This is a genomic window from Streptomyces eurocidicus, from assembly GCF_002891295.1.
GTDB classification, from domain to species: domain Bacteria; phylum Actinomycetota; class Actinomycetes; order Streptomycetales; family Streptomycetaceae; genus Streptomyces; species Streptomyces eurocidicus.
Genome location: NZ_LGUI01000002.1, coordinates 380504 through 403092 on the forward strand (window position 1 = coordinate 380504; position 22589 = coordinate 403092).

Consider the following 22589-nt stretch of genomic DNA (forward strand, 5'->3'; position numbering starts at 1 on the left):
GGTTCCGCTGAACACCACGGGTGGAGCCGGGCCTCAGGCTTCCCTGGCGCTCAACCGGCCTCAAGGGCACCTCGTCATTGTGACCAGCCCTTGACCCGCACGCCAGAGGAGGGCGTACGGTCGCGAAAGTGACCGGATCCGAGGTGCCCGCCGACATCCACCATCCCGAGACCTATGCCCACGGCGTGCCCTACGCACGCTTCCGGGATTTACGGGAGCGCAGCCCGGTCCACTGGACGGAGGAGCCGGCCGTCGGCCCCTGGCCCGCCGGCCCGGGCTACTGGGCCGTCCTCCGGCACGCCGACGTCAAGTACGTGCTGCGCACCCCCGAGATCTTCTCCTCGCACCTGGGCGCCACCCAGATATCCGACCCGGACACCCCCGAGGACCTTGGATTCGTCCGGTCGATGATGCTCAACCAGGACCCGCCCGCCCACGCGCGGCTGCGCCGCATCGTCGCCGCCGCCTTCACCCCGCGGGCCGTCCGGGAGCTGGAGGCCGTCATCGGGGCCCGGGCCCGCGCCCTCGTCGACGGCGTCGCCCCCCTGGGCGCAGCGGACTTCGCGGAGCTCGCCGCGGACCTGCCCGTGTGGACCCTCGCGCACGTCATGGGCGTGCCGGAGCAGGACCGGCGGCTGCTCTACGACTGGTCCAACCGCGTCATCGGCTACCAGGACCCCGACCACGCCGGGTCGGCGACCGCCGATCCCGGGACGCTCAGCCCGAGGGGCCGCGCCGCCCTCGCCCACCGGCCCGCCACGCTCGTCCGCCCCGACGGCAGCATGATCAGCCCGCGTTCGCGGGAGGCCCTCGGCGACATGTTCGCCTATGCGCACTCACTGGCCGACGAGCCCCGTCCCGGCAGCGTGATGGCGCACATGCGGGAGGCCGGCCTGACCCGCGACGAGTTCGAGACGATGTTCTTCCTCCTCGCGGTGGCCGGCAACGAGACCCTGCGCAACGGCATCCCGGGCGGTCTGCTGACCCTCCTGGACCACCCCGCTCAGTACGAGCTGTTCCGCACCCGCCCGGAGCTCACCGCGACGGCGGTGGAGGAGATCCTCCGCTACTGGCCGCCGGTCATGGACTTCCGGCGCACCGCCACCCGCGACACGGAGCTCGCCGGGTCGCTGATCCGGCGCGGCGAGAAGGTCGTCGTCTTCCACGCCTCCGCCAATCGCGACGAGCGCGTCTTCCCCGACCCCGACCGCTTCGACATCACCCGCACGCCCAACGACCACGTCAGCTTCGGCTTCGGCCCGCACGTCTGCCTGGGCGCCCACCTCGCGCGGGTCCAGCTGCGGGCCGTCCTGCGGGCCGCCACGGACCGGCTGCCCGGCCTGGAGCGCGCGGGCGAGCCGGTCCGGCTGGCGTCCAACTTCCAGAACGGCCTCAAACACCTGCCCGTCAGATGGCGAACAGGTTCGTAAAGGCGTCGCTGGCATCGCCCACGGCATGGCCGAAGGGGGAGTTGAAGTCCCAGATGAGGAAGAGGAGGAAGGCGATCAGGGCGCTGTAGAGGCCCGCCAGGAGCAGCTCGCGCGGTGACCGCCCGATCTGCAGGGTGAAGATCAGCCCCACCGCCACCAGCGCCCCGGCGACCAGCCCGAACCACACCACGCCGGGCATGGTGGGGTCGGAGTTCTCGCCCCGGGCGGTGCGCGCGGCGTCCGCCGCGCCGACCTGGTCCAGGATCGGCTGGTACGACTGGCCCTCGTGGTCGTTGCGCGGCTCGTAGGACGTGACGTCCTCCCGGATCTTGGCCAGCAACTGCGCGCTGCGGTCGGTCAGTCCGCCGTGCTTGAGCATGACCGGCCACTCCTTGTGGACCACGTAGCTCACATAGGCGTCGATGTCCTCCCGCACCTTGTCCCGGGCGGCCGGCGCGTACACCTGTACCCGCTCGTGGATCTCGTGCAGCGCCTGGGCTTCGGCGCGGACCTCGTCCTGGGCGCCGTTGCGCGCCTCCCAGACGCCGGCGATGGCCAGGCCGAGGACGATGGCGTAGACCACGCCGATCATCATCGTCATGTACTCGATGACGTCGGGGGTCTCGCTCGGATCGACCTCCTCGCCGAGCCTGCGGTGCCGCAGCAGGGTGATGGTCAGGACGACCGCGCACGCGGCGGCCATCGCGAGGGCCAGGACCAGCCACTCGGACAAGGGAAAACCTCCGGGGTGAGGAATGTCTGCGGGTACGGGTGGGGCGGTCAGCCCCGGCGCCCGCCACCGCCGCCGCGCGGCCGCAGCAGAGCGGCCGAGAGCACGGCCGGAGCGGTGAGCACCAGGGTGAAGGTCACCAGCGAGACGCCGCTTTCAGGGCTCTTGGACACCGACTGGTGGTACGCGCGGGGCGCGATGTGCGACGACGGTGTGCTCGCCGGGGTGGGCGCCGGATCCGGCGCGGGGGCCGGGGGCGTCGTCACGTCACCGCCGCGCGCGACCAGGGGCCGGGGCGGCGGGGGCGGTACGGGCGCGGGCCGCCCGGCGGTACGGGTGCGGGCGAGGGAGCGGGCGAGGGCGGGGTGGGCGGCGCGATCCGCACGGCCGGCGGGCGGGGGCGCGGCGCGGGACAGCCGCCGATGACGGCCGCGCTCCCGCCGGCCCGCGCGTCGACCGTCACACACCCCGGGTCGTCCCGGAGCACCACGGACGCGCCGTCACCCGTGGTGACGGTCACCCTGCCGAAATGCCGTTGCCCGGAGGCCCGTTCGCGGTCCGAAGGGCCCTCGATCACGATGGTGGGGGCGGAGGCGCCGGCCCGGGGCCGGGCCTGAGGACCGGCGAGGCCGGGCGGGCCGGGCCGCCCGGCGGGGAAGAACGTTCCGCCAATCCAGACGCCTCCCACGCCTGCCGTGCCCCCTGGGTCTCTCCCGTCACCGTCCGCTTGCGCCGGTGCGGCCGCGGCTGCCGCCAGCACGGCCACGAAGGCCACGATTCCCGTCCGCCCCGCGCATACCCATCCACTCACGACAGAGATCTTGGTGGTCGGCAAGGCTTCCGCTGTGCTTTCGCGCCTCAATCCCTCCGATGGGATGAAGAACTGTGTGCGTTATGTGTGGAACATCCTCGACAAGAGGGGTGTACCGGGATGGAACACCGAGGTCCGGAACCTTGGCGCTCCATCCCGGCACACCTCACAAACCGTCATATTCGGGCGTCCTGCGGCCCGGAGAAGTCGCCGTGCCGTCCCGCTCCCGCCGCGAAGCGCGCCACTCCCTCACCCGCCGCCTTCAACGACGCCGTTCCGTAACCGAGTTCGACCGCCATCGCGTCCGTCTCCGGCAGGCCCTCCTGGTCCAGCAGGGCGGCCCGGTCGCCGCGCAGGCAGTCCTGCGGGAACCGGGCGATCTCCGCGGCCAGTTCCTCCGCCGCCCGGCGCGACTCCCCGGGCGGGACCAGGCGGTCGACGAGACCGATGGCGTGGGCCTCCCGCGCCGGCACCGGGCGCCCGGTGAGGATCAGGTCCATGGCCCGGCCCGCCCCGATCAGCCGGGGCAGCCGGACCGTACCGCCGTCGATCAGCGGCACGCCCCAGCGGCGGCAGAAGACGCCGAACACCGCGTCCTCCTCGGCCACGCGCAGATCGCACCACAGCGCCAGCTCCAGCCCGCCCGCCACCGCGTGGCCGCTCACCGCCGCGACGACCGGCTTCGACAGGCGGAGCCGGGTCGGGCCCATCGGCCCGTCGCCGCCGGGCGCGACCCGGTTGGCGCGGTCGGTGCCGAACGCCTTGAGGTCGGCGCCCGCGCAGAAGGTCCCGCCCTCGCCCCACAGCACCGCCACCCGGGCGCCGTCGTCGGCCTCGAACTCCCGGAAGGCGTCGGCGAGCGCGGCCGCCGCCGGGCCGTCGACGGCGTTGCGGACCTCGGGCCGGGCGAGGATCACCGTGGTGACCGGCCCGGCCCCGGCCACCCGGACGCCGGCGGTCACCGCGCGTCCTTGGCCCGCGCGCGCTCCAGGATCGCGCCGAGGTCCGCGCCGGGCGGCAGGGTGCCGAAGGCGTTGCCCCAGTCCGCGTCCAGCCGGGAGGCGCAGAACGCGTCCGCGACGGCCGGGGTGCCGTGGCGGACGAGCAGGCTGCCCTGGAGGACGAGCGTGAGCTGCTCGGCGACGCGGCGGGCGAGGAGCTGCGCGCGGCCGGGGTCGGCGAGCTCGCCGAGGAGCCGGCGCAGGCGCGCGACCGCGGCGTCGAGCCGGGCGTCCGCGCCGGCGGCCGCCTCGACCTCGGCGAAGTAGGCCGCGAGGGCGGCGGGTTCCCGGCCGAGCGCCCGCAGCACGTCCAGCGCGGCGACGTTGCCCGAGCCCTCCCAGATCGACAGCAGCGGAGCCTCGCGGTACAGCCGGGGCATGCCCGACTCCTCGACGTAGCCGTTGCCGCCCAGGCATTCGAGGGCCTCCGCGGCGTGCGCGCTGCCGCGCTTGCACACCCAGTACTTCCCGGCGGCGAGCGCGAGCCGGCGCAGCGCGGCCTCCCCGGCGTCGCCCGCCTCGGACCGGTCGAGCGCCGCCGCCAGCCGCATCGCCAGCACCGTCGCCGCCTCGGACTCGACGGCGAGGTCCGCCAGGACGTTGCGCATCAGCGGCTGGTCGATCAGCTCGGCGCCGAACGCCCGCCGGTGCGCGGTGTGGTGCAGCGCCTGCCGCAGCCCCGCCCGCATCCCGGCCGCCGAACCGATCACACAGTCGAGGCGGGTCATGTTGACCATCTCGACGATCGTCCGCACCCCGCGCCCCGGCTCGCCCACCCGCCAGGCCACGGCCCCCTCGTACTCGACCTCGGCCGAGGCGTTGGAGCGGTTGCCGAGCTTGTCCTTCAGGCGCTGGATCCGCAGGGCGTTGCGTGTGCCGTCGGGCAGCACCCGGGGCATCAGGAAGCAGGTCAGGCCCTCCGGGGCCTGTGCCAGCACCAGGAAGACGTCGCTCATCGGCGCCGACGTGAACCACTTGTGACCGGTGATCACATACGAGCCGTCGGCGGACGGGACGGCCGTCGTGGTGTTGGCCCGGACGTCCGAGCCGCCCTGCTTCTCCGTCATCGACATGCCGGCGATCAGCCCCCGCTTGCCCAGCGGCGGCCGCAGCCCGAAGTCGTACGAGCGGGCGGCCAGCAGCGGTTCGTAGACCGCGGCCAGCGCGGGCTCGGCGCGCAGCGCGGGCACGGCGGCGTAGGTCATGGAGACGGGACAGCCGTGGCCGGGCTCGGCCTGCGCCCAGACGTAGAACTTCGCCGCGCGCGCCAGGTGCGCGCCGGGGCCGCCCTCCGCCCAGGGGGCGGCGTGCTGGCCGCTCTCCACGGCGACGGTCATCAGCTGGTGCCAGGAGGGGTGGAACTCCACCTCGTCGACGCGGTGGCCGTAGCGGTCGTGGGTGTGCGCCACCGGCGGGTGGGCCTCGGCCGTCCGGGCCCACTCCTGCACCTCGGCCGACCCCGCCCGCGCGCCCAGCTCGCGCACCTCGGCCTCGGCCCCTGCGGCGCCGTCGCGCCGCAGGGCTTCCAGCAGGGCGGGGTCGTCGGCCGTGGTGAAGCCGGTCAGGGGCGGGGCCTGGTTGAGGACTTCGTGCGTGGCGCTCATGGGACGGCCTCCGGGCGTTTCGGAAGGGCGGTGACGGGCGGTGACGGACGGCGGGCACGAGAGGTATTACAGTTTTATGATGCGTGATCGGAGGCTGTAATGAACAGTGTCTCGCCGGATCCGGGCGACGACGGCGGGGCGCCCGCGGGAGACGACGGGGGAGCACCCCTGGCCCTGCGGCCGCTGACCGCGCGCTCGGTCGTGCTCTCCACCCTGCTCGGCCACCACCCGCCCGCGCTCCCGGCCCGCGCCCTCGTCCGCGTCGGCGAGCTCTTCGGCACCGGCGAAGGGGCGGTCCGCACGGCACTGACCCGGATGGTCGCCGCCGGTGACCTGGAACAGCGCGACGGCGCGTACCGCCTCACCGAGCGGCTCCTGGCCCGCCAGGCCCGGCAGGACGACAGCCGCGCCCCCCGCACCCGCCCCTGGGACGGCGGCTGGGAGATCGCCGTCGTCACCACCGACCGCCGCCCCGCCGCCGAGCGGGCCGCCCTCCGCCAGGCGATGGCGGCCCTCCGCCTCGCCGAGCTCCGCGAGGGCTGCTGGCTGCGCCCGGCCAATCTCGTCCGCGACCGGCCCGCCGTCGTCACCGAGCAGTGCGCGCTGCTCACCGGCGCCGCGCCGGAGGGGGGCCCGGCGGGGCTCGCCGCCACGCTGTGGGACCTGGACGCCTGGGCGCTACGGGCCCGCGCGCTGGAGTCGGCGCTGCGCCGGGAGCGCGGCGAGGGCCTGGCCCGGCGGTTCACCGTCTCGGCGGCCGTCCTGCGCCATCTGCTGGCGGACCCGGTGCTGCCGGCCGCGCTGCTCCCGGCGGACTGGCCGGGGGACCGGCTGCGGCGGCACTACGAGGACTTCGACCGGGAGTTCCGGGAACTCCTGCTGCGGCACATCGGCGGATAGCCCGCGCGGGTCACCGGCGCGCCGCGCCGCCCGGCTCGTCCAGGTGCGGGGCCGACAGGTGCAGCACCTCGTAGCGCTCGGTCGCGTCCTCGGCACCCTCGTCCTGTGGCACGGCCCGCTCCCACAGGATCAGCCGCATCAGCTGCCAGTGGCGTGGATCGACGGCCAGCGCGGCCGTGTGCACGCCGTCCCGCGCGGCGAGTTCGCGCAGCAGCCGGGTCTCCTCCGCGACCAGCGCGGCCAGGTCGTCCGGCTCCGCGCCGGCCGGGACCGGGGTCAGCCGCCGGGAGGCGGCGGCGGGCGTCCGGCCGCGGGCCGGTCCCGCCTCCGTCGCCACGCCCGTCCAGTGGTGCACGGCGGGCCGGCCGAAGTCGCCGATGATCCCCTGGAAGCCGCCACCGCCGACGAGGAAGCGGCTCATCGCGTCCGTGTCCCGCCACAGGTAGACGGGCGCGTACTGGTTGACGGGGGAGCCGCCGACGCCGCGCTCCCGGATCACATACGCCTTCAGGCCCAGTCCGGGGAGGTCGTCGAGGAGGTGGCCGCGGGTGGCGACACGGGTGCGGATGATCCCCATGTCGTAGTCGGCGGGGAGGGTGATCTCGTACTGCATGGCGTACATGGCGCGGAGGTCCTTGCGGGTCGGGGCTGCGGGAGCTTTTCGGGCCGGGCGGCGTTCTTCAGGAGGTGTGCGCGGCGGCGTACTCGGCGTCGGTGACGGCGTCGCGGATGTCGGCCTCGGTGCCGTCCTCGTCCGCCTCCTGGACGACGAGGTGGGTCATGGGCGTCGTGGCGGTGCCCCCGTGCCAGTGCCACTCCCCGGGCTCGATCCGGACGGTGTCGCCCGCGCGGACCGGCTCCGCCGCGCCCCCGCGCCGCTGCACCAGCCCCGTGCCCTCGGTGATGTGCAGGACCTGACCGAGCGGGTGGCGGTGCCAGTGCGTACGGGCGCCGGGAGCGAAGCTCACGCTGCTGAACCGGAAGCGGGACGGGGGGACGGGGGCGGCCAGTTCGTCGATCCGGACGGCCCCGGTGACCAGCTCGGACGGTGCGGCGACGGCGCCCGGACGACTGCGGATGATCTTCATGCCCGCACTGTACATACCAGTAGGTACAAAATCCAGCGGCGGCAGCCGCCGGGGCAGCCGCCCGCCCGGCGCACCCCGCTCGCGCCACCGACCGCCCCGTACGAGGCTGGGCGCATGATCAGCGGACGAGCCGTCCCCGCAGCGACGGCCGCGCTGGCGGCGGTGCTCACCTGCCTGACCCCGCCCGCCCTCGCGGTCCCCCGCCCCGCGGCCCCACCCCGTACCGCCTCCGCCTGGCTGCCCTACTGGGAGCCCGGCGCCTACCGCGACGCGCTCGCCCACGCCGACCGGCTGCACACCGTCAGCCCCTTCTGGTACGAGGCCACCGCCGCCGACCGGCTCACCGCGCACCCCGGCGCCGCCGACCGCACCGTCGTCGACGGGCTGCGCGCGGCCGGGATCAAGGTCGTGCCCACCGTCACCGAAAGCCTCGACGCCGAGGCCATGGCCCGTCTGATGGGCGACCCGGAGACCCGCGCCGCCCACGTCGACACCCTGGTGCGGCTCACCACCGACCACGCCTACGACGGCCTCGACCTCGACTACGAGCGGATGAACGAGGGCGCCCGCACCCCGGGCCTCGTGGAGCGCGTCCGCACCGGCTTCAACTCCCTGGTCACGGAGGTGTGCGCCCGGCTGCACGCCCTGCGGAAGGAGTGCGTGGCCGCCGTCTTCCCCCGCACCGCCGCCGCGGCGCGCGACGAGGGCCCGGTCTTCGACTACGCCCACCTCGGCCGCACCCTCGACCACCTGCGGATCATGGGCTACAACCTGCACAACGCCCTCGGCGAGCCCGGCCCGCTCTCCAGCCCCGCCTGGTACGACGAGATCCTCGGCTACGCCACCGCGCGGGTGCCCGCCCGCCGGATCGAGATGGGCATCCCCGCCTACGGCTGGGACCACCGCGTCGGCGACCCTGCCCGCGCCACCCACCGCACCACCCGCGAGGCCGAGGCCCTGCGCCGCCGCGTCGGCGCGCCCTACGCCCTGGACCCCGTCTCCCGGACCCCGCACTTCACCTACGCCGAGGACGGCCGGCAGCGCGAGGTCTGGTACCAGGACGCCCGGGGCGTCGCCGCCCACCTGCCCGTCCTGCGGAAGTACGGGGTGACGGGGACCGCGCTGTGGGCCCTGGACTTCGAGGACCCCGGGCTGTGGCCGGTCCTCGCCGGCGAAGGCTCCGAGCGCGGCCCCTCCGCCCGGCCGCGACCGGCGAATATGAGCGGTCGGTGACAGTTCGGGTGTCCGGAGGCCCCCTCGGCGCACGCGTGTGCCGAGGGGAACGATACTTGTCCGCATGTCACGCGTGCTGCTGATCGAGGACGACCGGGCCGTACGGGAAGCCGTGCTCCTCACGCTGCGCCGCCGCGGCCACGAGGTCGAGGGCGCGGCCACCGGCGAGGCCGGGCTCTCCGCCATGGAGACCTTCCGCCCCGACCTGGTCCTGCTCGACCTGATGCTGCCCGACAAGAGCGGCTTCGAGGTGTGCCGGCGCATCCGCGCCACCCAGCAGATCCCGATCATCATGCTCACCGCCCGCGGCGACGACATAGACGTCGTCCTCGGCCTGGAGGCGGGCGCCGACGACTACATCGTCAAGCCCGCCCGCGGCGAGGTCCTCGAAGCCCGCATCCGCGCCGTCCTGCGCCGCGCCGCCCCGGGCGACGGCGGCCCCGACCCCGCCGCGAGCCAGCCCGTGGAGACCCACGGCGACCTGTCCGTCGACCGCAAGGGCCTGCTCGTCGCCAAGCACGGCCAGGACCTGCCGCTCGCCCCGTCCGAGATGAAGCTGCTGCTGTACCTGTCGGCCACCCCGGGCCGGGTCTTCAGCCGCCAGCAGCTCCTGGAACACGTGTGGGAGCACAGCTACCACGGTGACGCCCGCCTGGTCGACGCCTGTGTGATGCGCCTGCGCACCAAGGTCGAGGACTCCACCCGGTCGCCGAAGTACATCCAGACCGTGCGCGGCTTCGGCTACCGCTTCGGACCCCTGTGAAGCGGCCGGAATTCCGCAGGCCCGCGTTCCCGCGCCGGGACTTCCGGCGCCCCGAGTTCCGCCGCCCGTCGCTGCGCGCCCTCGCCTCCGGCCTGCGGGCCCGCCTGGTCGTCGCCTTCCTGCTGGTCGCCGCGCTCAGCGCGCTCACCACGGCCGCGCTGACCTTCCGCGAGGCCCGCACGGCGATCCTCAAGCGCACCCAGGACACCGCCGTGGCCGCCCTGCGCTCCCAGGTCAACTCGCAGATCCCCGACTACGCCTTCCCGCCCACCCAGCAGAAGCTCCTGGAGCTCTCGCACGGGCTCACCCGGGCCGGCGAGGCCCAGCACTGGATCATCCACGTCCGCTACGAGGACCACCCCATGGTCCCCGCCAAGGACGCGAGGATGGCCATTCCGCAAGGGCTCCAGAAGAAGGTCCGCAACGGCGTCGCGGCGTTCCAGCGCATGGACATCGACGGCGACGCCTGGCTCGCCATCGGCCTCCCCGTCACCTACGCGGACGACGGCCGCCCCTCCGGTCTGGAGGTCTACGCCCAGATGCCGCTCCGCGAGGACGAGATCAACGTACGGGCGCTGGTCCAGGCCGCGCAGAGCGGCGCCGTCCCCGGCGTGGCGCTGGCCGCCGTGCCCGCCCTGATCGCCGCGCGCGGAGTGCTCCGGCCCGTCCGCGAGCTGCGCCGCGCCACCCGCAAGATCGCCGCCGGCGAACTGGACACCCGGCTCAAGGTCACCGGCCGCGACGAGCTCGCCGACCTCTCGCGCACCTTCAACGACATGGCCGAGGCCCTGGAGGAGAACGTCGCCGAGCTGCGCCGCATGGAGGCCAACTCCCGCCGTTTCGCCGCCGACGTCTCCCACGAGCTGCGCACCCCGCTGGCCGCGATGACCGCCGTCGTCGACGTCCTCGACGACGACGTCGCCTCGCTCGACCCCGACACCGCCTACGCGGTCCGCCTCATCAGCGAGGAGACCGGGAAGCTCGCCCGGATGGTCGAGGACCTGATGGAGATCTCCCGCTTCGACGCGGGCGCCGCCGCGCTCCACCTGGACGAGGTCGACGTCGCCGAGACCGTCCGCAAGACCCTCCAGGCACGCGGCTGGCAGGACGACGTCGCCGTCGACCTGCCCGAGGACGTCCGCGCCCGGCTCGACCCGCGCCGCATCGACGTCGTGGTCGCCAACCTCGTGGGCAACGCCCTCAAGCACGGCGGCGCGCCCGTGGCCGTCGCCGTGCGGGTCGCCGAGGGGGAGACCCCGGAGGCCGGCGAACGGCTGCTGATCGAGATCGCGGACCGCGGCCGGGGCATCGACCCCGAGGTGCTCCCGCACGTCTTCGAGCGCTTCTTCAAGGCGGACTCCGCCCGCGCCCGCTCCGAGGGCAGCGGCCTCGGACTCGCGATCACCCTGGAGAACGTACGCCTGCACGACGGCACCGTACGGGCCGCCAACCGCCCCGAAGGGGGCGCGGTGTTCACGGTGGACCTGCCGCTGCGCCACTGCGGAGGTGAGGAAGGATGAGGGCGGGACGCACGGCCCCGGCCGCGCTGCTGCTGGCCGCGACGCTCGCGGGGTGCGGCGTCACCTCCACGGACGTCATCGACGTGGGGCAGCCCGCGAGCGGCGCCAAGCGGCCCGGCGCGGTCCAGGAGAAGGGGGCCAGGATCTATCTGATGTCCCCGACCGGGGTGAAGTCGGTGCCCCGCGAGGCCAAGACCAAGCTCGGCGCCGAGGACGCCGTCGCCCTGCTCCTCAACGGTCCGGAGGAGTACGAGCGCGTCCGCGGCCTGTACTCCGACCTGCCCAGGATGCGGGCCGACCAGGTGCACGTCACCACCGGCACCCTGCGGGTGAGCGTCCAGATGCCCTTCAACGTGCTGCGGCTGAGCCCGGTCGCGCGGAGCCAGTTCGTGTGCACGGCGGCGGACAACGAGACGCCGCGCGGGCGCCAGGTCCACGATGTGAAGGTGGAGCTCAGCGGCGGCGGCTACGTCATCTCCGACCTGGTCTGCGACAGCAACAACGCCTTCCCCGCGGGCAAGCTGCCCACCCCTCAGGTCGCCGGCACGAACCGCTGACGGCGGTCCGCGCGCGCCTCCTCGCCGTGGGGACGGGCCGTCAGGTCCGCGGGAAGCTGAAGGTGTAGCCCTCCTGCTTCAGCCAGGGCAGCAGCCGTTCCAGCGCCTCGACGGTCTGCTTGCGCGACCCCCCGGCGTCGTGCACCAGGACCGTCGGCCCCTTGCCGATCTGGCGCTTGACGGTGTCGACGATCTTGTCGACGCCCGGGTGCTCGAAGTCCTTGGTGTCGACGTTCCAGCCGAGGGGACGCATGCCGTTCTCGGCGGCGATCCTGCGGCTGTCCGGGGTGAAGGCGCCACCGGGGGCGCGGTAGTAGCGGACCGGCGCGCCGCCCGACGCCTCCTCGATCAGCTTCTTGGCGTCGAGGATCTCCTTCGACTGGTACTCGACGGACTTCTTGTCCATCTTCGTGTCGTGCGACATGGAGTGGTCGCAGAGCCGGTGGCCCCCGGCGACGACCTGCTTCACGAGGTCGGGGTGCTTGGCCGCGTTGGGGCCGATCATGCAGAACGTCGCCTTGACGTCGTACCGCTTCAGCAGCTCCAGGACCTTGGGGGTCCAGGTGGGGTCGGGGCCGTCGTCCACGGTGAGGTTGACGGTCTTGCCGGGGTCCTCGGAGAGGTGCTCGATCTCCTGGCTCACCTGCCTGGTGGGCGCGGGCCGCTCCGCCGCCGGGGCGCGGTCCCCGGAGTCGCGGTCCTGGACCGCCACGGCGAGCGTGCCTCCGGCTATCGCGAGGACCGCCACCGTCGCGGCGATCCGGTTCCTCTGCTTCTTCGGCAGCGCCATGACGTCGCCCCGCCCTCCCTGTAGGTGCTTGTTGCACCTAGTAGGAGGGGTGGAACAGGGGGAACGGATCCCGCTGTTACCGATTGCTCATGAACCCGGCACGTGACGCGCTCATGACGCCGGGATTCCGCGCCCCCGGCCGCCGCAGGGCCCGTGAGCGCCCGTCAGGCCGCCCGCCCGCGCCGTCCCGTGGGCGGGACCCGGGTCCCGCCCGGAGGCTTCCTCACCCCCCAAGGGTGAGCGAGGGCGCCGGTCAGGGCTGGAGGCCGCCCAGCCGTCCTTCGAGGAGGACGAGCAGTTCCGCGAGGGTCTCCGCGAGCCGGTCCCGGTGCTCCTCGCCGAGCCCTTCCAGGAGCGTGCTCTCGTAGCCGAGCTGATGGGGGATCAGCCGGTCGATGAGGCCGGTGCCCTCCTCGGTGAGGGAGAGATGGGCCACCCGCCGGTCGCGCTCGTCGGCGCGCCGGGCGACGAGACCCCGGTCCTCCAGGACGCGCAGCCGCTTGGTGACGGCCGCCCCGGACGCGAACGTCTCCCGGGAGATCTGTCCCGGGGTCAGCTCCCGCCCGGTGCGCCGCAGGGTGCCGAGGATGTCGAACTCCGCCCGCGTCAGGCCCTCCCGCACCAGCGGGGCATCCGTCGCCTGCTGGAGCAGCGCCGCGCAGCGGTTGAGCCGGCCGATCACGGCCATCGGCGCGGTGTCGAGTCCCGGGTGGACCTGCTGCCACTGGCGCAGCACGCGCGCGACGACGTCCTCGGTCACGGTCTCTGGTCCTTTCCCTGGGGCTCCGGTGAAGTGAAGATTCTGCCCTCCCGACCGCGGCCTTCCGTAAGGAGGCCCCTCCACCGCGCGTCCCGGCGTCAGGCGGCGGCCGGCGCGAGCCGGTGGACGAGCGCGGCCAGCGCCCGGTGCCCGTCGCGCTCGGCGAGCCGTACGCGCTCCGCGGGCAGGGTGCGCTGCCACCACTCGCCGGCCGCGACGTCCGCCGCCTCCCGCAGCTCGACGAGCGCGGTCGCGAGCCGGTCGCGGGCCCGGCCCGCCTCGTGAGCGGAGTGCGGGGCGTCCAGCAGGGCGAGGGCCGCCGCCCGCGCCTCGGACAGCCGGCCCAGCGCGGCGTCGGTACGGTCCGTCGCGCGCCGGTTGGTGACCAGCACGCAGACGAGCAGCCCGACCGCCGCGCCGATGAGCGTATCGGTCCAGCGGTCGCCGATCAGCTCCCGGGCCGGGCGGGCGCCGCCGAATTCGGTCAGCAGCAGGGCCATGGGGGTGACGCACACGCTCGCGAGCCAGTAGTTGCGGACGATGGACGCCTCGGCGCCGATCAGCAGGACGACGACGAGCAGCACCATCGCCGGGTGCCCGGTCCGGACGGCCGGCGGGAGCAGGGCGAAGAGGAGCAGCCCGAGGAGGTTGCCGAGCACCCGCTGGAGCGCGCGCTGCCAGGACAGCGCGGTGTTCGCCTGGAAGACGGCGGCGGCGGTGACCACGGCCCAGTACGGGTGGCCGGCGCCCAGCGCCGACGCGGCCCACCCGGCCGCCGCGGCCCCGGCCGTGACCCGGACGGCGACGGGCGCCGAAGGCGAGCGGAACCAGCGGCGTGCGGGCCGGGCGTCAGGGGCGGCCGGGGCGGACCCGGTCCCTCCGGCACCGGGCGCGTGGGCCGCCCGGGAGCTCCCGCGGGGTGCGGCCGTCCGGGCGGGCTCCGCCGCCGGGACGCCCCCGGCGGGTACGGAACCGTCGCTTCCCGCGGTCGGCCGCAGGCCGTCCGGCAGGGGCCGGCCCGCGCGGAGGTCGCGGGCCCAGGACTCGTGGCGCCGTGCGGCGGCGGGGCCGTCCGCCCCCTCCCGGGCCGTGGCCGATTCCGCGCGCAGCAGCAGCGCCTCCAGCCCCGCGAGCGGATGGCCGCCCGTCCGTGTGTGCGCGAGCCCCCGCCGGGCCGTGTGCAGCGCGGCCGTCGCCGCGTGCCGGGCCCTCGGTACGCCGTCGCCCTCCGCCGCTCCGTCCGCGCGGAGCAGCCGGGCCGTGGCCTCCAGCGCGCGGGCGGCGACGACGCGCTCGGGACCGTACGGCCGGACGAGCGCCGGGGCCATGCACACCAGCCAGGCGAACGCGCCGCACGCGAGCACCAGTCCGAGGTGGAGCGGCACCTGCCCGAGCCGCTGCGGGGCGAAGCACGCGCCCGCCGTGACGAAGGTGAGGACGATGTTCCCCGGCGGCCCGATCCGCGACGCGTCGCACAACGCCCGCTGGGCCCCCGCCAGCAGCGCCGCCACCAGCACCAGCACGGCGGCGGAGCCGGTCAGGGACGCGGCCGTCAGCGCCACGCCGACGCCGGCCGCCATGCCGAGCACCAGCACGGCGAGCGCCCTGGCCCGGGCGGCGTACGGCAGGGCGTGGCCGTAGAGCGCGCACAGGGCCCCGGCGGAGGCGTAGAGGGCGAGGTCGGGGCGGCCGGCGGCGAGCAGCCCGCCGTTCCCCGCGGCCATCGCCGTGGCCGCGCTGAAAGCGGGCTTGTACCAGATGTCACCGGGGCGGTTCAGCCGCATCGTGCCGCGCAGGGGCAGCAGGCGGGCGCGCGTTCCGGGGGAGGTGAGCTGTAGGGACACTCCAACACATTAACAAGTGTTTTACTCAGAAAATAAATCCAGGGCGCGGGCCCGGCAGTCCACCGGGGAGCCCCACGCGGACCGCAGGGCCCGCGCCTTCCCGATCCACAGCGACAGGTCGTACTCCGAGGTGTAACCGATCGCCCCGTGCGACTGCAGCGCCGCGCGGGCCGCCGCGTACGCCGCGTCGCAGGCCGAGGACTTCGCCGCGGCGACCTCCGCCGCCGCCGTCGGCGCGCCCGCCGCCAGGGCGACGGCCGCTCCGTGGACCAGCGGCCGGGCGAACTCCAGCCCCGTACGGATGTCCGCGAGCCGGTGCTTGACCGCCTGGAACGCGCCGACGGGCGAACCGAACTGCGTCCGCGTCCCCACGTACGCCACCGTCCGCTCCAGCAGCGCGGCCCCGACCCCGAGCGCCTGCGCCGCGCAGGCGAACGCGGCCCAGTCGGCGGCGTGCGCGGCGGCGGCCCGCACGGCGGCCCGGCAGCGGGAGCTCCGCCCGGGGGCGGGCCGGGCGAGCCGCCGAGCGGGGTCGACGGAGGGCTGGACGGGACCGTGCCGCCGGCGAGGAAGAGCCGGGGCGGGAGAGCGGGGGAGCCGTCCGGCGCCCCCGCGCGCACCACGAACACCCCGTCGCACACCTCCGGGTCCAGCGCGTACGGCCCGCCGCCCGGCGGCGCCAGCGTCACCCGCGCCTCGCCCGCGCACACCCGGGGCAGCCACCGCCGCGCCGGGCCCGGCTCCCCGGCGTCGGCCAGCTGCGACAGCAGCGCGGCCACCGCCGCCGTCTCGACCACCGGGCCCGGCACCGCGTGCCGCCCCAGCTCCTCGTAGGCCACGGCCAGCTCCACCGGCAGCCGTCCCGCCCCGCCGAAGGACTCCGGCACGGCCAGGCCGAGGACGCCCGCCTCCGCGAGCCGCCCCCACAGCGCGAGCCCCGGCCCGTACTCGCCCCGCGCCCAGGCCCGTACGACCTCCGGCGTACCGGCCGCCGTGAGCATGCGGTCCAGGACGCGCCCGAACGCGACCTGCTCATCGTCCAGCAGGAACCTCACCGGTCGCCCCTCCCGCCCCGCGTCCCCTTCGGCAGCCCCAGCACCCGCTCCGCCACGAGGTCCCGCTGGATCTCGTTCGTCCCCGCGTACAGCGGCCCCGCCAGCGCGAACGTGTACCCGTCCGCCCAGCGCCCGCCCGCCGGCGCGTCGTCCGCCGAGTCGGCGAGCTCGCCGTACGGGCCGAGGAGGTCGAGGGCCGTCTCGTGCAGGGCGAGGTCCAGCTCGGACCAGAAGAGCTTGGTCATGCTGGGCTCCGCGCCGAGCGCGTCCCCGGCCGCGAGCCGCGCCGCGACCCCGTACCCGTACAGCTGGTACGCGCGGGCCCGGACCGCGACATCGGCGACCCGGTCCCGCAGCGCCGTGTCGGCCGGGTCCGCCGTCGCCCGCCACAGCGCGACCAGCCGCCGGGCGGCGGCCAGGAACCGCCCCGGACTGCGCAGGGTCAGCCCGCGCTCGTCCGCCGCCGTGCTCATGGCCACCCGCCAGCCCTGCCCGGGCTCGCCGAGCACATCGGCGTCCGGCACGAAGACGTCGTCGAGGAAGAGCTCCGCGAAGGCCGGCTTGCCGTCGAGGCGGCCGATGGGCCGTACGGTCACGCCGGGCGCGCCGAGCGGGAACATCGCGTACGTCAGCCCGTGGTGCGGCGGGCGGCCCGGGTCCGCGTGGCTGCGGAAGAGGCCGAACGCCCGGTCCGCGAACGCCGCCCGCGAGGACCACGTCTTCTGCCCGCGCAGCAGCCAGCCGCCCCGGGCGGGCACCGCGACCGACCGTAAGGAGGCGAGGTCCGATCCGGCCTCCGGCTCCGACCACGCCTGCGCCCACACCGTCGCGCCGCTCGCCATCGGCGGCAGCAGCCGGGCGCGCTGCTCCTCGGTGCCGTGGGCGAACAGGGCGGGCGCGAGCAGGCAGACGCCGTTCTGCGAGACCCGGGCGGGCGCCCCGGCGGCGTGGTACTCCTCCTCGAAGACCAGCCACTCCAGCAGCGAGCGCCCGCGGCCGCCGTACTCCCGCGGCCAGGTGACCGCCGACCAGCGGTCCGCGGCGAGCGTCCGCTCCCAGGCCCGGTGCTCGGCGAACCCCTCCCGGGTCTCCAGCGAGCGCGGCGGCACCGGCGGCACGTGCGCGGCCAGCCACGCGCGGGCCTCGGCGCGGAAGGCGTCCTCCTCCGGGGTGAGGGCCAGGTCCATCAGCCGCCGCGCTCCTTCATCGCCCGGACGTCCATGCCGCCGAGCGGGTCCGCGGCGGTCTCCGCGTTGTGCGCGTGCGCCAGGTGGTGCAGGGCGAAGGCGGAGTCGAGCCCGCTGTGCAGCCCCTGGAGGTCCTCGGCCTGGTTGACGGCCCGCTTCGCCAGGGCCAGCCCCATCCGGGGCATCTCCGCGACCCGGGCGGCCAGTTCGGCCGTACGGGCCGCGAGCCGGCCGCGCGGCACCACCAGGTTGACCATCCCGAGCTCATGGGCGCGCCCCGCGGTCATCCGGTCCCCGGTGAAGAGCAGCTCCTTGGCGACGCGCGGCGGCAGCACCCACGGATGGGCGAAGTACTCGACGCCGGGGACGCCCATCCGGACGACCGGGTCGGCGAAGAACGCGTCCTCGCTCGCCACGATCAGGTCGCACACCCACGCCAGCATCAACCCGCCCGCCACACAGGCCCCCTGGACGGAGGCGATCATCGGCTTGGGCAGCTCGCGCCAGCGCCGGCACATGCCCAGATACACCTCGGACTCGCGCGCGAACCGGCTCTCCGCGCCCGCCTTGTCCGAGTGGTCCCACCACAGGCCCGCCCGGCGCGGGTGCGGCAGATGGGCGTCGCGCCCCGGCGTGCCGATGTCGTGGCCCGCCGAGAAGTGGTCGCCCGCCCCGGCGAGCACGACGACCTTGACGCCGTCGTCGGCCGCCGCCGCGCCGAAGGCGTCGTCCAGGGCGTAGGTCATCGCGGAGTTCTGGGCGTTGCGGTACTCCGGCCGGCCCATGACGACGGTCGCGACCGGGCCGCTGCGCTCGTAGCGCACTGCCGGGGCGTCCGGCGCGGACGGGGGCATGACCCTCCTTCCCTAACAAGTGTTAGGTAGGTTAACGTACGGGCATGAGCAGCGTCGAGGAGTTCGACGACCGGTCAACCGCCCTGGGCGCGGGGGTCGTTGCCGGACCGCCGCCCTGTCCCGCCGGGCATGAACTCCTGGCCGGCCGCACCGCCGTCATCACCGCCGCCGCGGGCACCGGCATCGGCGGCGCCACCGCCCGGCGCTTCCTCGAAGAAGGCGCCCGGGTCGTCCTCGGCGACTCCCACGCACGCCGCCTCCGGGTCTGCGTCGCCGCCCTCAGCGACGAGTTCGGCAGCCGCCAGGTCGCCGGACTGCCCTGCGACGTCACCGACGAGACCCAGGTCGGAGCCCTCTTCGACCTCGCCGAGGAGCGGCACGGCACCCTCGACGTCATCGTCAACAACGCCGGGCTCGGCGGCACCGCCGAGCTCACCGAGATGACCGACGAACAGTGGGACGCGGTCGTCGACACCACGCTCAAGGGCACCTTCCGCTGCACCCGCGCCGCCCTGCGCAGGCTGCGGGCGAGCGGCACCGGAGGCGTCGTCGTCAACAACGCCTCCGTCCTCGGCTGGCGCGCCCAGCGCGGCCAGGCGCACTACGCCGCGGCCAAGGCCGGCGTCATGGCGCTCACCCGGTGCGCGGCCGTGGAGGCGGCCGAACACGGCGTACGCGTCAACGCCGTCGCCCCCAGCCTCGCCGTCCACCCGCACCTGGCCAAGGTCACCACCCCCGAACTCCTCGCCGAACTCACCGCGCGGGAGGCGTCCGGACGGTCCGCCGAACCCTGGGAGATCGCCAACGTCATCGTCTTCCTCGCCAGCGGCTACTCCTCCTACATGACGGGCGAGACGCTCTCCGTCAGCAGCCAGCGCGCGTGATCGCGGATGCCTCCGCCCGGTCGGGACATGGCCGACAATGGCCGGGTGCCGACGAACAGCAAGACCGCGACCCCCGCCCCCGCGCGGCGCCGTGAACTCCTCGCCACCGCCGCCGAGGTGTTCGCCGCCCAGGGCTACAACGCCACCACCGTCCGCAGGATCGCCGACGAGGCCGGACTCCTCGCCGGAAGCCTCTATTACCACTTCGACTCCAAGGAGTCGATGCTCGACGAGATCCTCTCGGCCTTCCTCGACGAACTGTGGGCCGGCTACGACGCCGTGCTGGCCGCCGGCCGCGGCCCCCGCGAGACCCTCGAAGCCCTCGTCACCGAGTCCTTCCGGGAGATCGACCGGCACCGGCCCGCCGTCGCCATCTACCAGAAGGAGTCCCGGCACCTCGCCGCGCAGCCCCGCTTCGCCTATCTCGCCGAATCCCAGCGGAAGTTCGAGAAGCTGTGGCTCGGCACGCTGGAGCGCGGTGTGGCCGGCGGGGACTTCCGCGCCGACCTCGACGTCCGGCTCACCTACCGCTTCGTCCGCGACACCGTCTGGGTCGCCGCGTCCTGGTACCGGCCGGGAGGCCGGCACCGCCCCGAGGAGATCGCCCGCCAGTACCTGTCGATGGTCCTGGACGGCATCGCCGTCCGGACCTGACCGAAGGAGGAGCCGTGGCCGTGCCCGAGGCGTACATCGTCGGAGCCGTCCGCACCCCCGTGGGCCGGCGCGGCGGCGGACTCGCCGCCGCCCACCCCGCCGACCTCGGCGCCCATGCGCTGCGGGCCCTGATGGACCGAACGGGCGTGGACCCGGCCGCCGTCGAGGACGTCGTGTTCGGCTGCCTCGACACCGTGGGCCCCCAGGCGGGCGACATCGCCCGTACGAGCTGGCTGGCGGCGGGCCTGCCCGAGGAGGTGCCCGGCGTCACGGTCGACCGGCAGTGCGGCTCGGGACAGCAGGCCGTCCACTTCGCCGCCCAGGGCGTCCTCTCCGGCACCCAGGACCTGGTCGTCGCGGGCGGCACCCAGAACATGTCGCAGGTCCCCCTCGCCTACGCCACCCGCCGGGCCACCGAGCCGCTCGGGCTCACCGACGGCCCGTTCGCCGGTTCGGCGGGCTGGCGGGCGCGGTACGGGGACCGGCCCGTCAGCCAGTTCCTCGGCGCCGAGCTGATCGCCGAGAAGTGGGGCATCCCGCGCACCGCCATGGAGGAGTTCGCGCTCCGCTCCCACCGGCGGGCCGTGCGCGCCGCCGACGAGGGCCGCTTCGACCGCGAACTCGTCCCCTACGGCCCGGTGACGGCCGACGAAGGGCCCCGCCGGGACACCTCCCTGGCGAGGATGGCCGCCCTCCCACCGCTCGCCGAGGGCGGCCGGCTCACCGCGGCACTCTCCTCCCAGATATCCGACGGCGCCGCCGCCCTGCTCCTCGCGAGCGACCGCGCCCTGCGCGACCACGGACTCACCCCCCGCGCCCGCGTCCACCACCTCTCCGTCCGCGGGGACGACCCCCTCCGGATGCTCACCGCGCCCATCCCGGCCACGGCCCTCGCCCTGAAGAAGACCGGCCTGACCATCGACGACATCGACCTCGTGGAGATCAACGAGGCGTTCGCCCCGGTCGTCCTCGCCTGGCTGAAGGACACGGGCGCGGACCCGGAGAGGACCAACGTCAACGGCGGCGCGCTCGCGCTGGGACACCCGCTGGGTGCCTCGGGGGCGAAGCTGATGACGACACTGCTGCACGAGCTGGAACGGACGGGCGGGCGGTACGGTCTCCAGACCATGTGCGAGGGCGGCGGCCAGGCGAACGTCACGATCATCGAACGGCTGTAGGCGACGGTTCCCCCTCGCGGCGGAAAGGACGGCAGGGGGAACTACACCCCCAGCGCCCCCATCAGCATCGGGAACGACGCCACCAGCTCCCGCTCCCAGTACGGCCATGTGTGCGTCCCCGTGGACGCGCACACCGTCGCCGGGATCCGGAGCTCCGCGAGCCGTCCCCGGAGCTCCTGGTTCATCCCGTGGATCGCCCGCTCGACGCCGTCGTCCGTGCCGTGCGCCGCCGGATCCGTGCAGCGCGACGCCGGCGGTGGCGGGTCGCCCCACTTCCAGCCCGGCCCCGTCCTCGTCCCGTCGCCGTAGGAGAGGTACAGCGGGGTGCCGGCGAGCCTCGCGGCCTGGTACAGGGGGCTGTTGCGCTGCCAGATCGCCCGCTGGCGCACGTCGCCCGGGTCCTGGGTGTCGAAGGGGTACCCGGGCTCGCCCCACACCCGCTTCCAGTCCGTGAGGCACACCAGGCCGCCGGCCTTGACCGCGTCGGGGCCGTCGAATCCGCCGTCGCGCGACTTGTACAGGAGGTTGACGGCACCGCTGTAGGACGCGGCGGCCCGGAACTCGCCGGGGCGGTCGGCGGCGAACTTCAGGGCGCCCAGGCCGCCCATGGACAGACCCGCGACGGCGGCCCGCCGGGCGTCCGCCCGGTACTTCCGTGCCAGCAGCGGCCGCAGCTCGTCCAGAAGATACGTCTCCCACTTCGGGGCGCCGCCCCGGCCGTGGTTCCACCAGTCGCTGTAGGCGCTGCACCCGCTGGTCTCCGGCATGACGACGATCGCGTCCCGGCCGGCGACGAGCTCCTCGATATGGGTGTTGGCCGTCCAGTCCCGGTGGTCGCCGCCCCCGCCGTGCAGCAGCCACAGCGTGGGCCAGGTGCGCGTGGTGTCCGGGGACCAGCCGCGGGGCAGCAGCAGCCGCACCCATTTGGTACGGGCCGGCCCGTCGATCTCCGGGGACCGGACCGCCACATCGCGCGTGCGGTCGTCGATCCGCACCTCCCGCACCACCTGTGCCGGGTTCTCCGCCGGGGCCTCGGCCCCGGCGGGCGGTGCGCCGACGGCCGTCAGCAGCAGGGCGAGCACGGCGAGTGCCCAGCCGGTCCGCGTCCCGCCCCCGTTCCCTCTCCGCGAAGCCTCGTGCACCATGCGACCGCCCTTCACATCGGTGATGGCGGGCATATTACGGTGACGGAGTGACGACCTATGTGGCGCTGTTGCGCGGTATCAATGTCGGCGGAAAGCAGCGCGTCCCCATGGAGACGCTGCGCGAGATGCTGACCGGCCTGGGGTGCGGATCGGTACGGACGCACCTCAACAGCGGCAACGCCGTCTTCACCCACCCGGACGCCGATGCGGAGGGCCTGGCCGCCGGCCTGGAGCGGGTGATCACGCGGGAGCTCGGGCTGACCGTGAGCTGCCTCGTCCGCACCGAGGGTGAACTGCGCCGGGTGATTGACGGAAATCCGTTCGCCGGGAAGGAGGTCGACCCGGCGCGCTTCCTGGTGACCTTCCTCTCCGGCCCCGTCGACCCGGCCGCCGTCGCGGGCATCGACCCGGCGGCGTACGCGCCCGAGGAGTTCGCCCTGGGGGAGGGGGTGCTCTATCTGCACTGCGCCCTGGGCATCCGGGACTCCAAGCTGGCGAAGAGGCTGACGGAGCGACGGCTGGGAGTGGTGGGCACCGCGCGCAACTGGAACACCGTCACCAAGCTGGCCGCGATGGCCCGGGGCTGACCGCCCGGACAGCC

The 22589-nt window shown here is 74.9% G+C and carries 25 protein-coding genes and 1 pseudogene; 11 read left to right on the forward strand and 15 right to left on the reverse strand.

Features of this window, described 5'->3' with window-relative positions; genetic code table 11:
• Window positions 1–128 precede the first annotated feature (128 nt).
• A complete protein-coding gene (locus AF335_RS06645; RefSeq protein ID WP_244926942.1) occupies window positions 129–1430 on the forward strand; it encodes a cytochrome P450 in 1302 nt (433 codons plus the stop codon).
• Here the strand turns inward: AF335_RS06645 and AF335_RS06650 are convergent.
• From AF335_RS06650 to AF335_RS06670, 5 genes are all read right to left on the reverse strand, one after another.
• Window positions 1408–2163, reverse strand: a complete 756-nt coding sequence (locus AF335_RS06650; RefSeq protein WP_102917341.1) for a bestrophin-like domain — start codon at window positions 2161–2163, stop codon at window positions 1408–1410. The two genes, AF335_RS06645 and AF335_RS06650, sit on opposite strands and share 23 nt — an antisense overlap.
• A 47-nt stretch (window positions 2164–2210) precedes the next feature.
• A complete protein-coding gene (locus tag AF335_RS06655; RefSeq protein WP_102917342.1) occupies window positions 2211–2426 on the reverse strand; it encodes a hypothetical protein in 216 nt (71 codons plus the stop codon).
• Entirely contained in the window at window positions 2423–2680 is a 258-nt protein-coding gene (locus AF335_RS33965) for a hypothetical protein (RefSeq protein ID WP_146045453.1), read from the reverse strand. Before AF335_RS33965 ends, AF335_RS06655 begins: the two co-directional genes overlap by 4 nt.
• Before the next feature lie 467 nt (window positions 2681–3147).
• Complete coding sequence (locus AF335_RS06665) at window positions 3148–3933, reverse strand: crotonase/enoyl-CoA hydratase family protein (protein ID WP_102917344.1); 786 nt, start codon at window positions 3931–3933, stop codon at window positions 3148–3150.
• A complete protein-coding gene (locus AF335_RS06670; RefSeq protein WP_102917345.1) occupies window positions 3930–5576 on the reverse strand; it encodes an acyl-CoA dehydrogenase family protein in 1647 nt (548 codons plus the stop codon). Before AF335_RS06670 ends, AF335_RS06665 begins: the two co-directional genes overlap by 4 nt.
• A gap of 99 nt (window positions 5577–5675) precedes the next feature.
• Here AF335_RS06670 and AF335_RS06675 point away from each other — a divergent pair, with 99 nt between their 5' ends.
• The gene (locus AF335_RS06675) at window positions 5676–6476 is read left to right on the forward strand and encodes a PaaX family transcriptional regulator C-terminal domain-containing protein (protein WP_102917346.1); all 801 of its coding nucleotides are present in this window, start codon (window positions 5676–5678) and stop codon (window positions 6474–6476) included.
• Between the two features lie 10 nt (window positions 6477–6486).
• Here AF335_RS06675 and AF335_RS06680 read toward each other — a convergent pair whose 3' ends face one another.
• Window positions 6487–7098: a DUF4865 family protein gene (locus tag AF335_RS06680; RefSeq protein WP_102917347.1), complete on the reverse strand. Its 612-nt coding sequence runs from the start codon at window positions 7096–7098 to the stop codon at window positions 6487–6489.
• 58 nt (window positions 7099–7156) lie between these two features.
• Window positions 7157–7564, reverse strand: a complete 408-nt coding sequence (locus AF335_RS06685; RefSeq protein WP_102917348.1) for a (R)-mandelonitrile lyase — start codon at window positions 7562–7564, stop codon at window positions 7157–7159.
• A gap of 114 nt (window positions 7565–7678) precedes the next feature.
• On the opposite strand from AF335_RS06685, the gene AF335_RS06690 reads away from it, so the two are divergent.
• The 4 genes from AF335_RS06690 (at window position 7679) to AF335_RS06705 (ending at window position 11637) form a co-directional block, all read left to right on the forward strand.
• Window positions 7679–8797: a glycosyl hydrolase family 18 protein gene (locus AF335_RS06690; RefSeq protein WP_102917349.1), complete on the forward strand. Its 1119-nt coding sequence runs from the start codon at window positions 7679–7681 to the stop codon at window positions 8795–8797.
• 64 nt (window positions 8798–8861) lie between these two features.
• The gene (locus AF335_RS06695) at window positions 8862–9560 is read left to right on the forward strand and encodes a response regulator transcription factor (protein ID WP_102917350.1); all 699 of its coding nucleotides are present in this window, start codon (window positions 8862–8864) and stop codon (window positions 9558–9560) included.
• Window positions 9557–11080, forward strand: a complete 1524-nt coding sequence (locus AF335_RS06700; protein ID WP_102917351.1) for an ATP-binding protein — start codon at window positions 9557–9559, stop codon at window positions 11078–11080. The genes AF335_RS06695 and AF335_RS06700 overlap by 4 nt, the downstream gene beginning before the upstream one ends.
• Window positions 11077–11637 (forward strand): hypothetical protein, encoded by a 561-nt coding sequence (locus AF335_RS06705; RefSeq protein WP_102917352.1) that lies wholly within the window; start codon window positions 11077–11079, stop codon window positions 11635–11637. The genes AF335_RS06700 and AF335_RS06705 overlap by 4 nt, the downstream gene beginning before the upstream one ends.
• Before the next feature lie 40 nt (window positions 11638–11677).
• Here AF335_RS06705 and AF335_RS06710 read toward each other — a convergent pair whose 3' ends face one another.
• From AF335_RS06710 to AF335_RS36575, 4 genes are all read right to left on the reverse strand, one after another.
• On the reverse strand, window positions 11678–12427 hold the full coding sequence (locus AF335_RS06710) for a polysaccharide deacetylase family protein (RefSeq protein WP_102917353.1): 750 nt from the start codon (window positions 12425–12427) through the stop codon (window positions 11678–11680).
• Window positions 12428–12680: 253 nt separating this feature from the next.
• Window positions 12681–13187 carry a MarR family winged helix-turn-helix transcriptional regulator gene (locus tag AF335_RS06715; protein ID WP_244926943.1) on the reverse strand — a complete coding sequence of 169 codons (507 nt, stop codon included), beginning with the start codon at window positions 13185–13187 and terminating at the stop codon, window positions 12681–12683.
• Window positions 13188–13285: 98 nt separating this feature from the next.
• Window positions 13286–15031 (reverse strand): FUSC family protein, encoded by a 1746-nt coding sequence (locus tag AF335_RS06720; protein ID WP_311775575.1) that lies wholly within the window; start codon window positions 15029–15031, stop codon window positions 13286–13288.
• A 21-nt stretch (window positions 15032–15052) separates the two neighbouring features.
• A complete protein-coding gene (locus tag AF335_RS36575; RefSeq protein WP_425329109.1) occupies window positions 15053–15505 on the reverse strand; it encodes an acyl-CoA dehydrogenase family protein in 453 nt (150 codons plus the stop codon).
• Between the two features lie 81 nt (window positions 15506–15586).
• On the opposite strand from AF335_RS36575, the gene AF335_RS36580 reads away from it, so the two are divergent.
• Window positions 15587–15865, forward strand: coding sequence for a hypothetical protein (locus AF335_RS36580; RefSeq protein WP_425329110.1), 279 nt, complete (start codon window positions 15587–15589; stop codon window positions 15863–15865).
• Here the strand turns inward: AF335_RS36580 and AF335_RS36585 are convergent.
• The 3 genes and pseudogenes from AF335_RS36585 to AF335_RS06735 all read right to left on the reverse strand — a co-directional run.
• A pseudogene (locus AF335_RS36585) lies at window positions 15787–16032 on the reverse strand (acyl-CoA dehydrogenase family protein); the annotation flags it as partial. The gene AF335_RS36580 and the pseudogene AF335_RS36585 overlap by 79 nt on opposite strands.
• A 50-nt stretch (window positions 16033–16082) precedes the next feature.
• Complete coding sequence (locus AF335_RS06730; protein ID WP_102917354.1) at window positions 16083–17273, reverse strand: acyl-CoA dehydrogenase family protein; 1191 nt, start codon at window positions 17271–17273, stop codon at window positions 16083–16085.
• On the reverse strand, window positions 17273–18127 hold the full coding sequence (locus AF335_RS06735; protein ID WP_102917355.1) for an enoyl-CoA hydratase: 855 nt from the start codon (window positions 18125–18127) through the stop codon (window positions 17273–17275). Before AF335_RS06735 ends, AF335_RS06730 begins: the two co-directional genes overlap by 1 nt.
• A gap of 44 nt (window positions 18128–18171) precedes the next feature.
• On the opposite strand from AF335_RS06735, the gene AF335_RS06740 reads away from it, so the two are divergent.
• From AF335_RS06740 to AF335_RS06750, 3 genes are read left to right on the forward strand one after another with little or no spacing between them, the layout of a single operon-like run.
• Complete coding sequence (locus tag AF335_RS06740) at window positions 18172–19011, forward strand: SDR family oxidoreductase (RefSeq protein ID WP_102917356.1); 840 nt, start codon at window positions 18172–18174, stop codon at window positions 19009–19011.
• 27 nt (window positions 19012–19038) lie between these two features.
• Window positions 19039–19665 carry a TetR/AcrR family transcriptional regulator gene (locus tag AF335_RS06745; RefSeq protein WP_102917357.1) on the forward strand — a complete coding sequence of 209 codons (627 nt, stop codon included), beginning with the start codon at window positions 19039–19041 and terminating at the stop codon, window positions 19663–19665.
• 20 nt (window positions 19666–19685) lie between these two features.
• Window positions 19686–20843 (forward strand): acetyl-CoA C-acetyltransferase, encoded by a 1158-nt coding sequence (locus AF335_RS06750; RefSeq protein WP_102917881.1) that lies wholly within the window; start codon window positions 19686–19688, stop codon window positions 20841–20843.
• A 41-nt stretch (window positions 20844–20884) separates the two neighbouring features.
• Here AF335_RS06750 and AF335_RS06755 read toward each other — a convergent pair whose 3' ends face one another.
• Window positions 20885–22021 (reverse strand): alpha/beta hydrolase, encoded by a 1137-nt coding sequence (locus tag AF335_RS06755; RefSeq protein ID WP_228772969.1) that lies wholly within the window; start codon window positions 22019–22021, stop codon window positions 20885–20887.
• Window positions 22022–22035: 14 nt separating this feature from the next.
• Here AF335_RS06755 and AF335_RS06760 point away from each other — a divergent pair, with 14 nt between their 5' ends.
• On the forward strand, window positions 22036–22575 hold the full coding sequence (locus tag AF335_RS06760) for a DUF1697 domain-containing protein (protein WP_102917358.1): 540 nt from the start codon (window positions 22036–22038) through the stop codon (window positions 22573–22575).
• The last annotated feature ends 14 nt before the right edge of the window (window positions 22576–22589 follow it).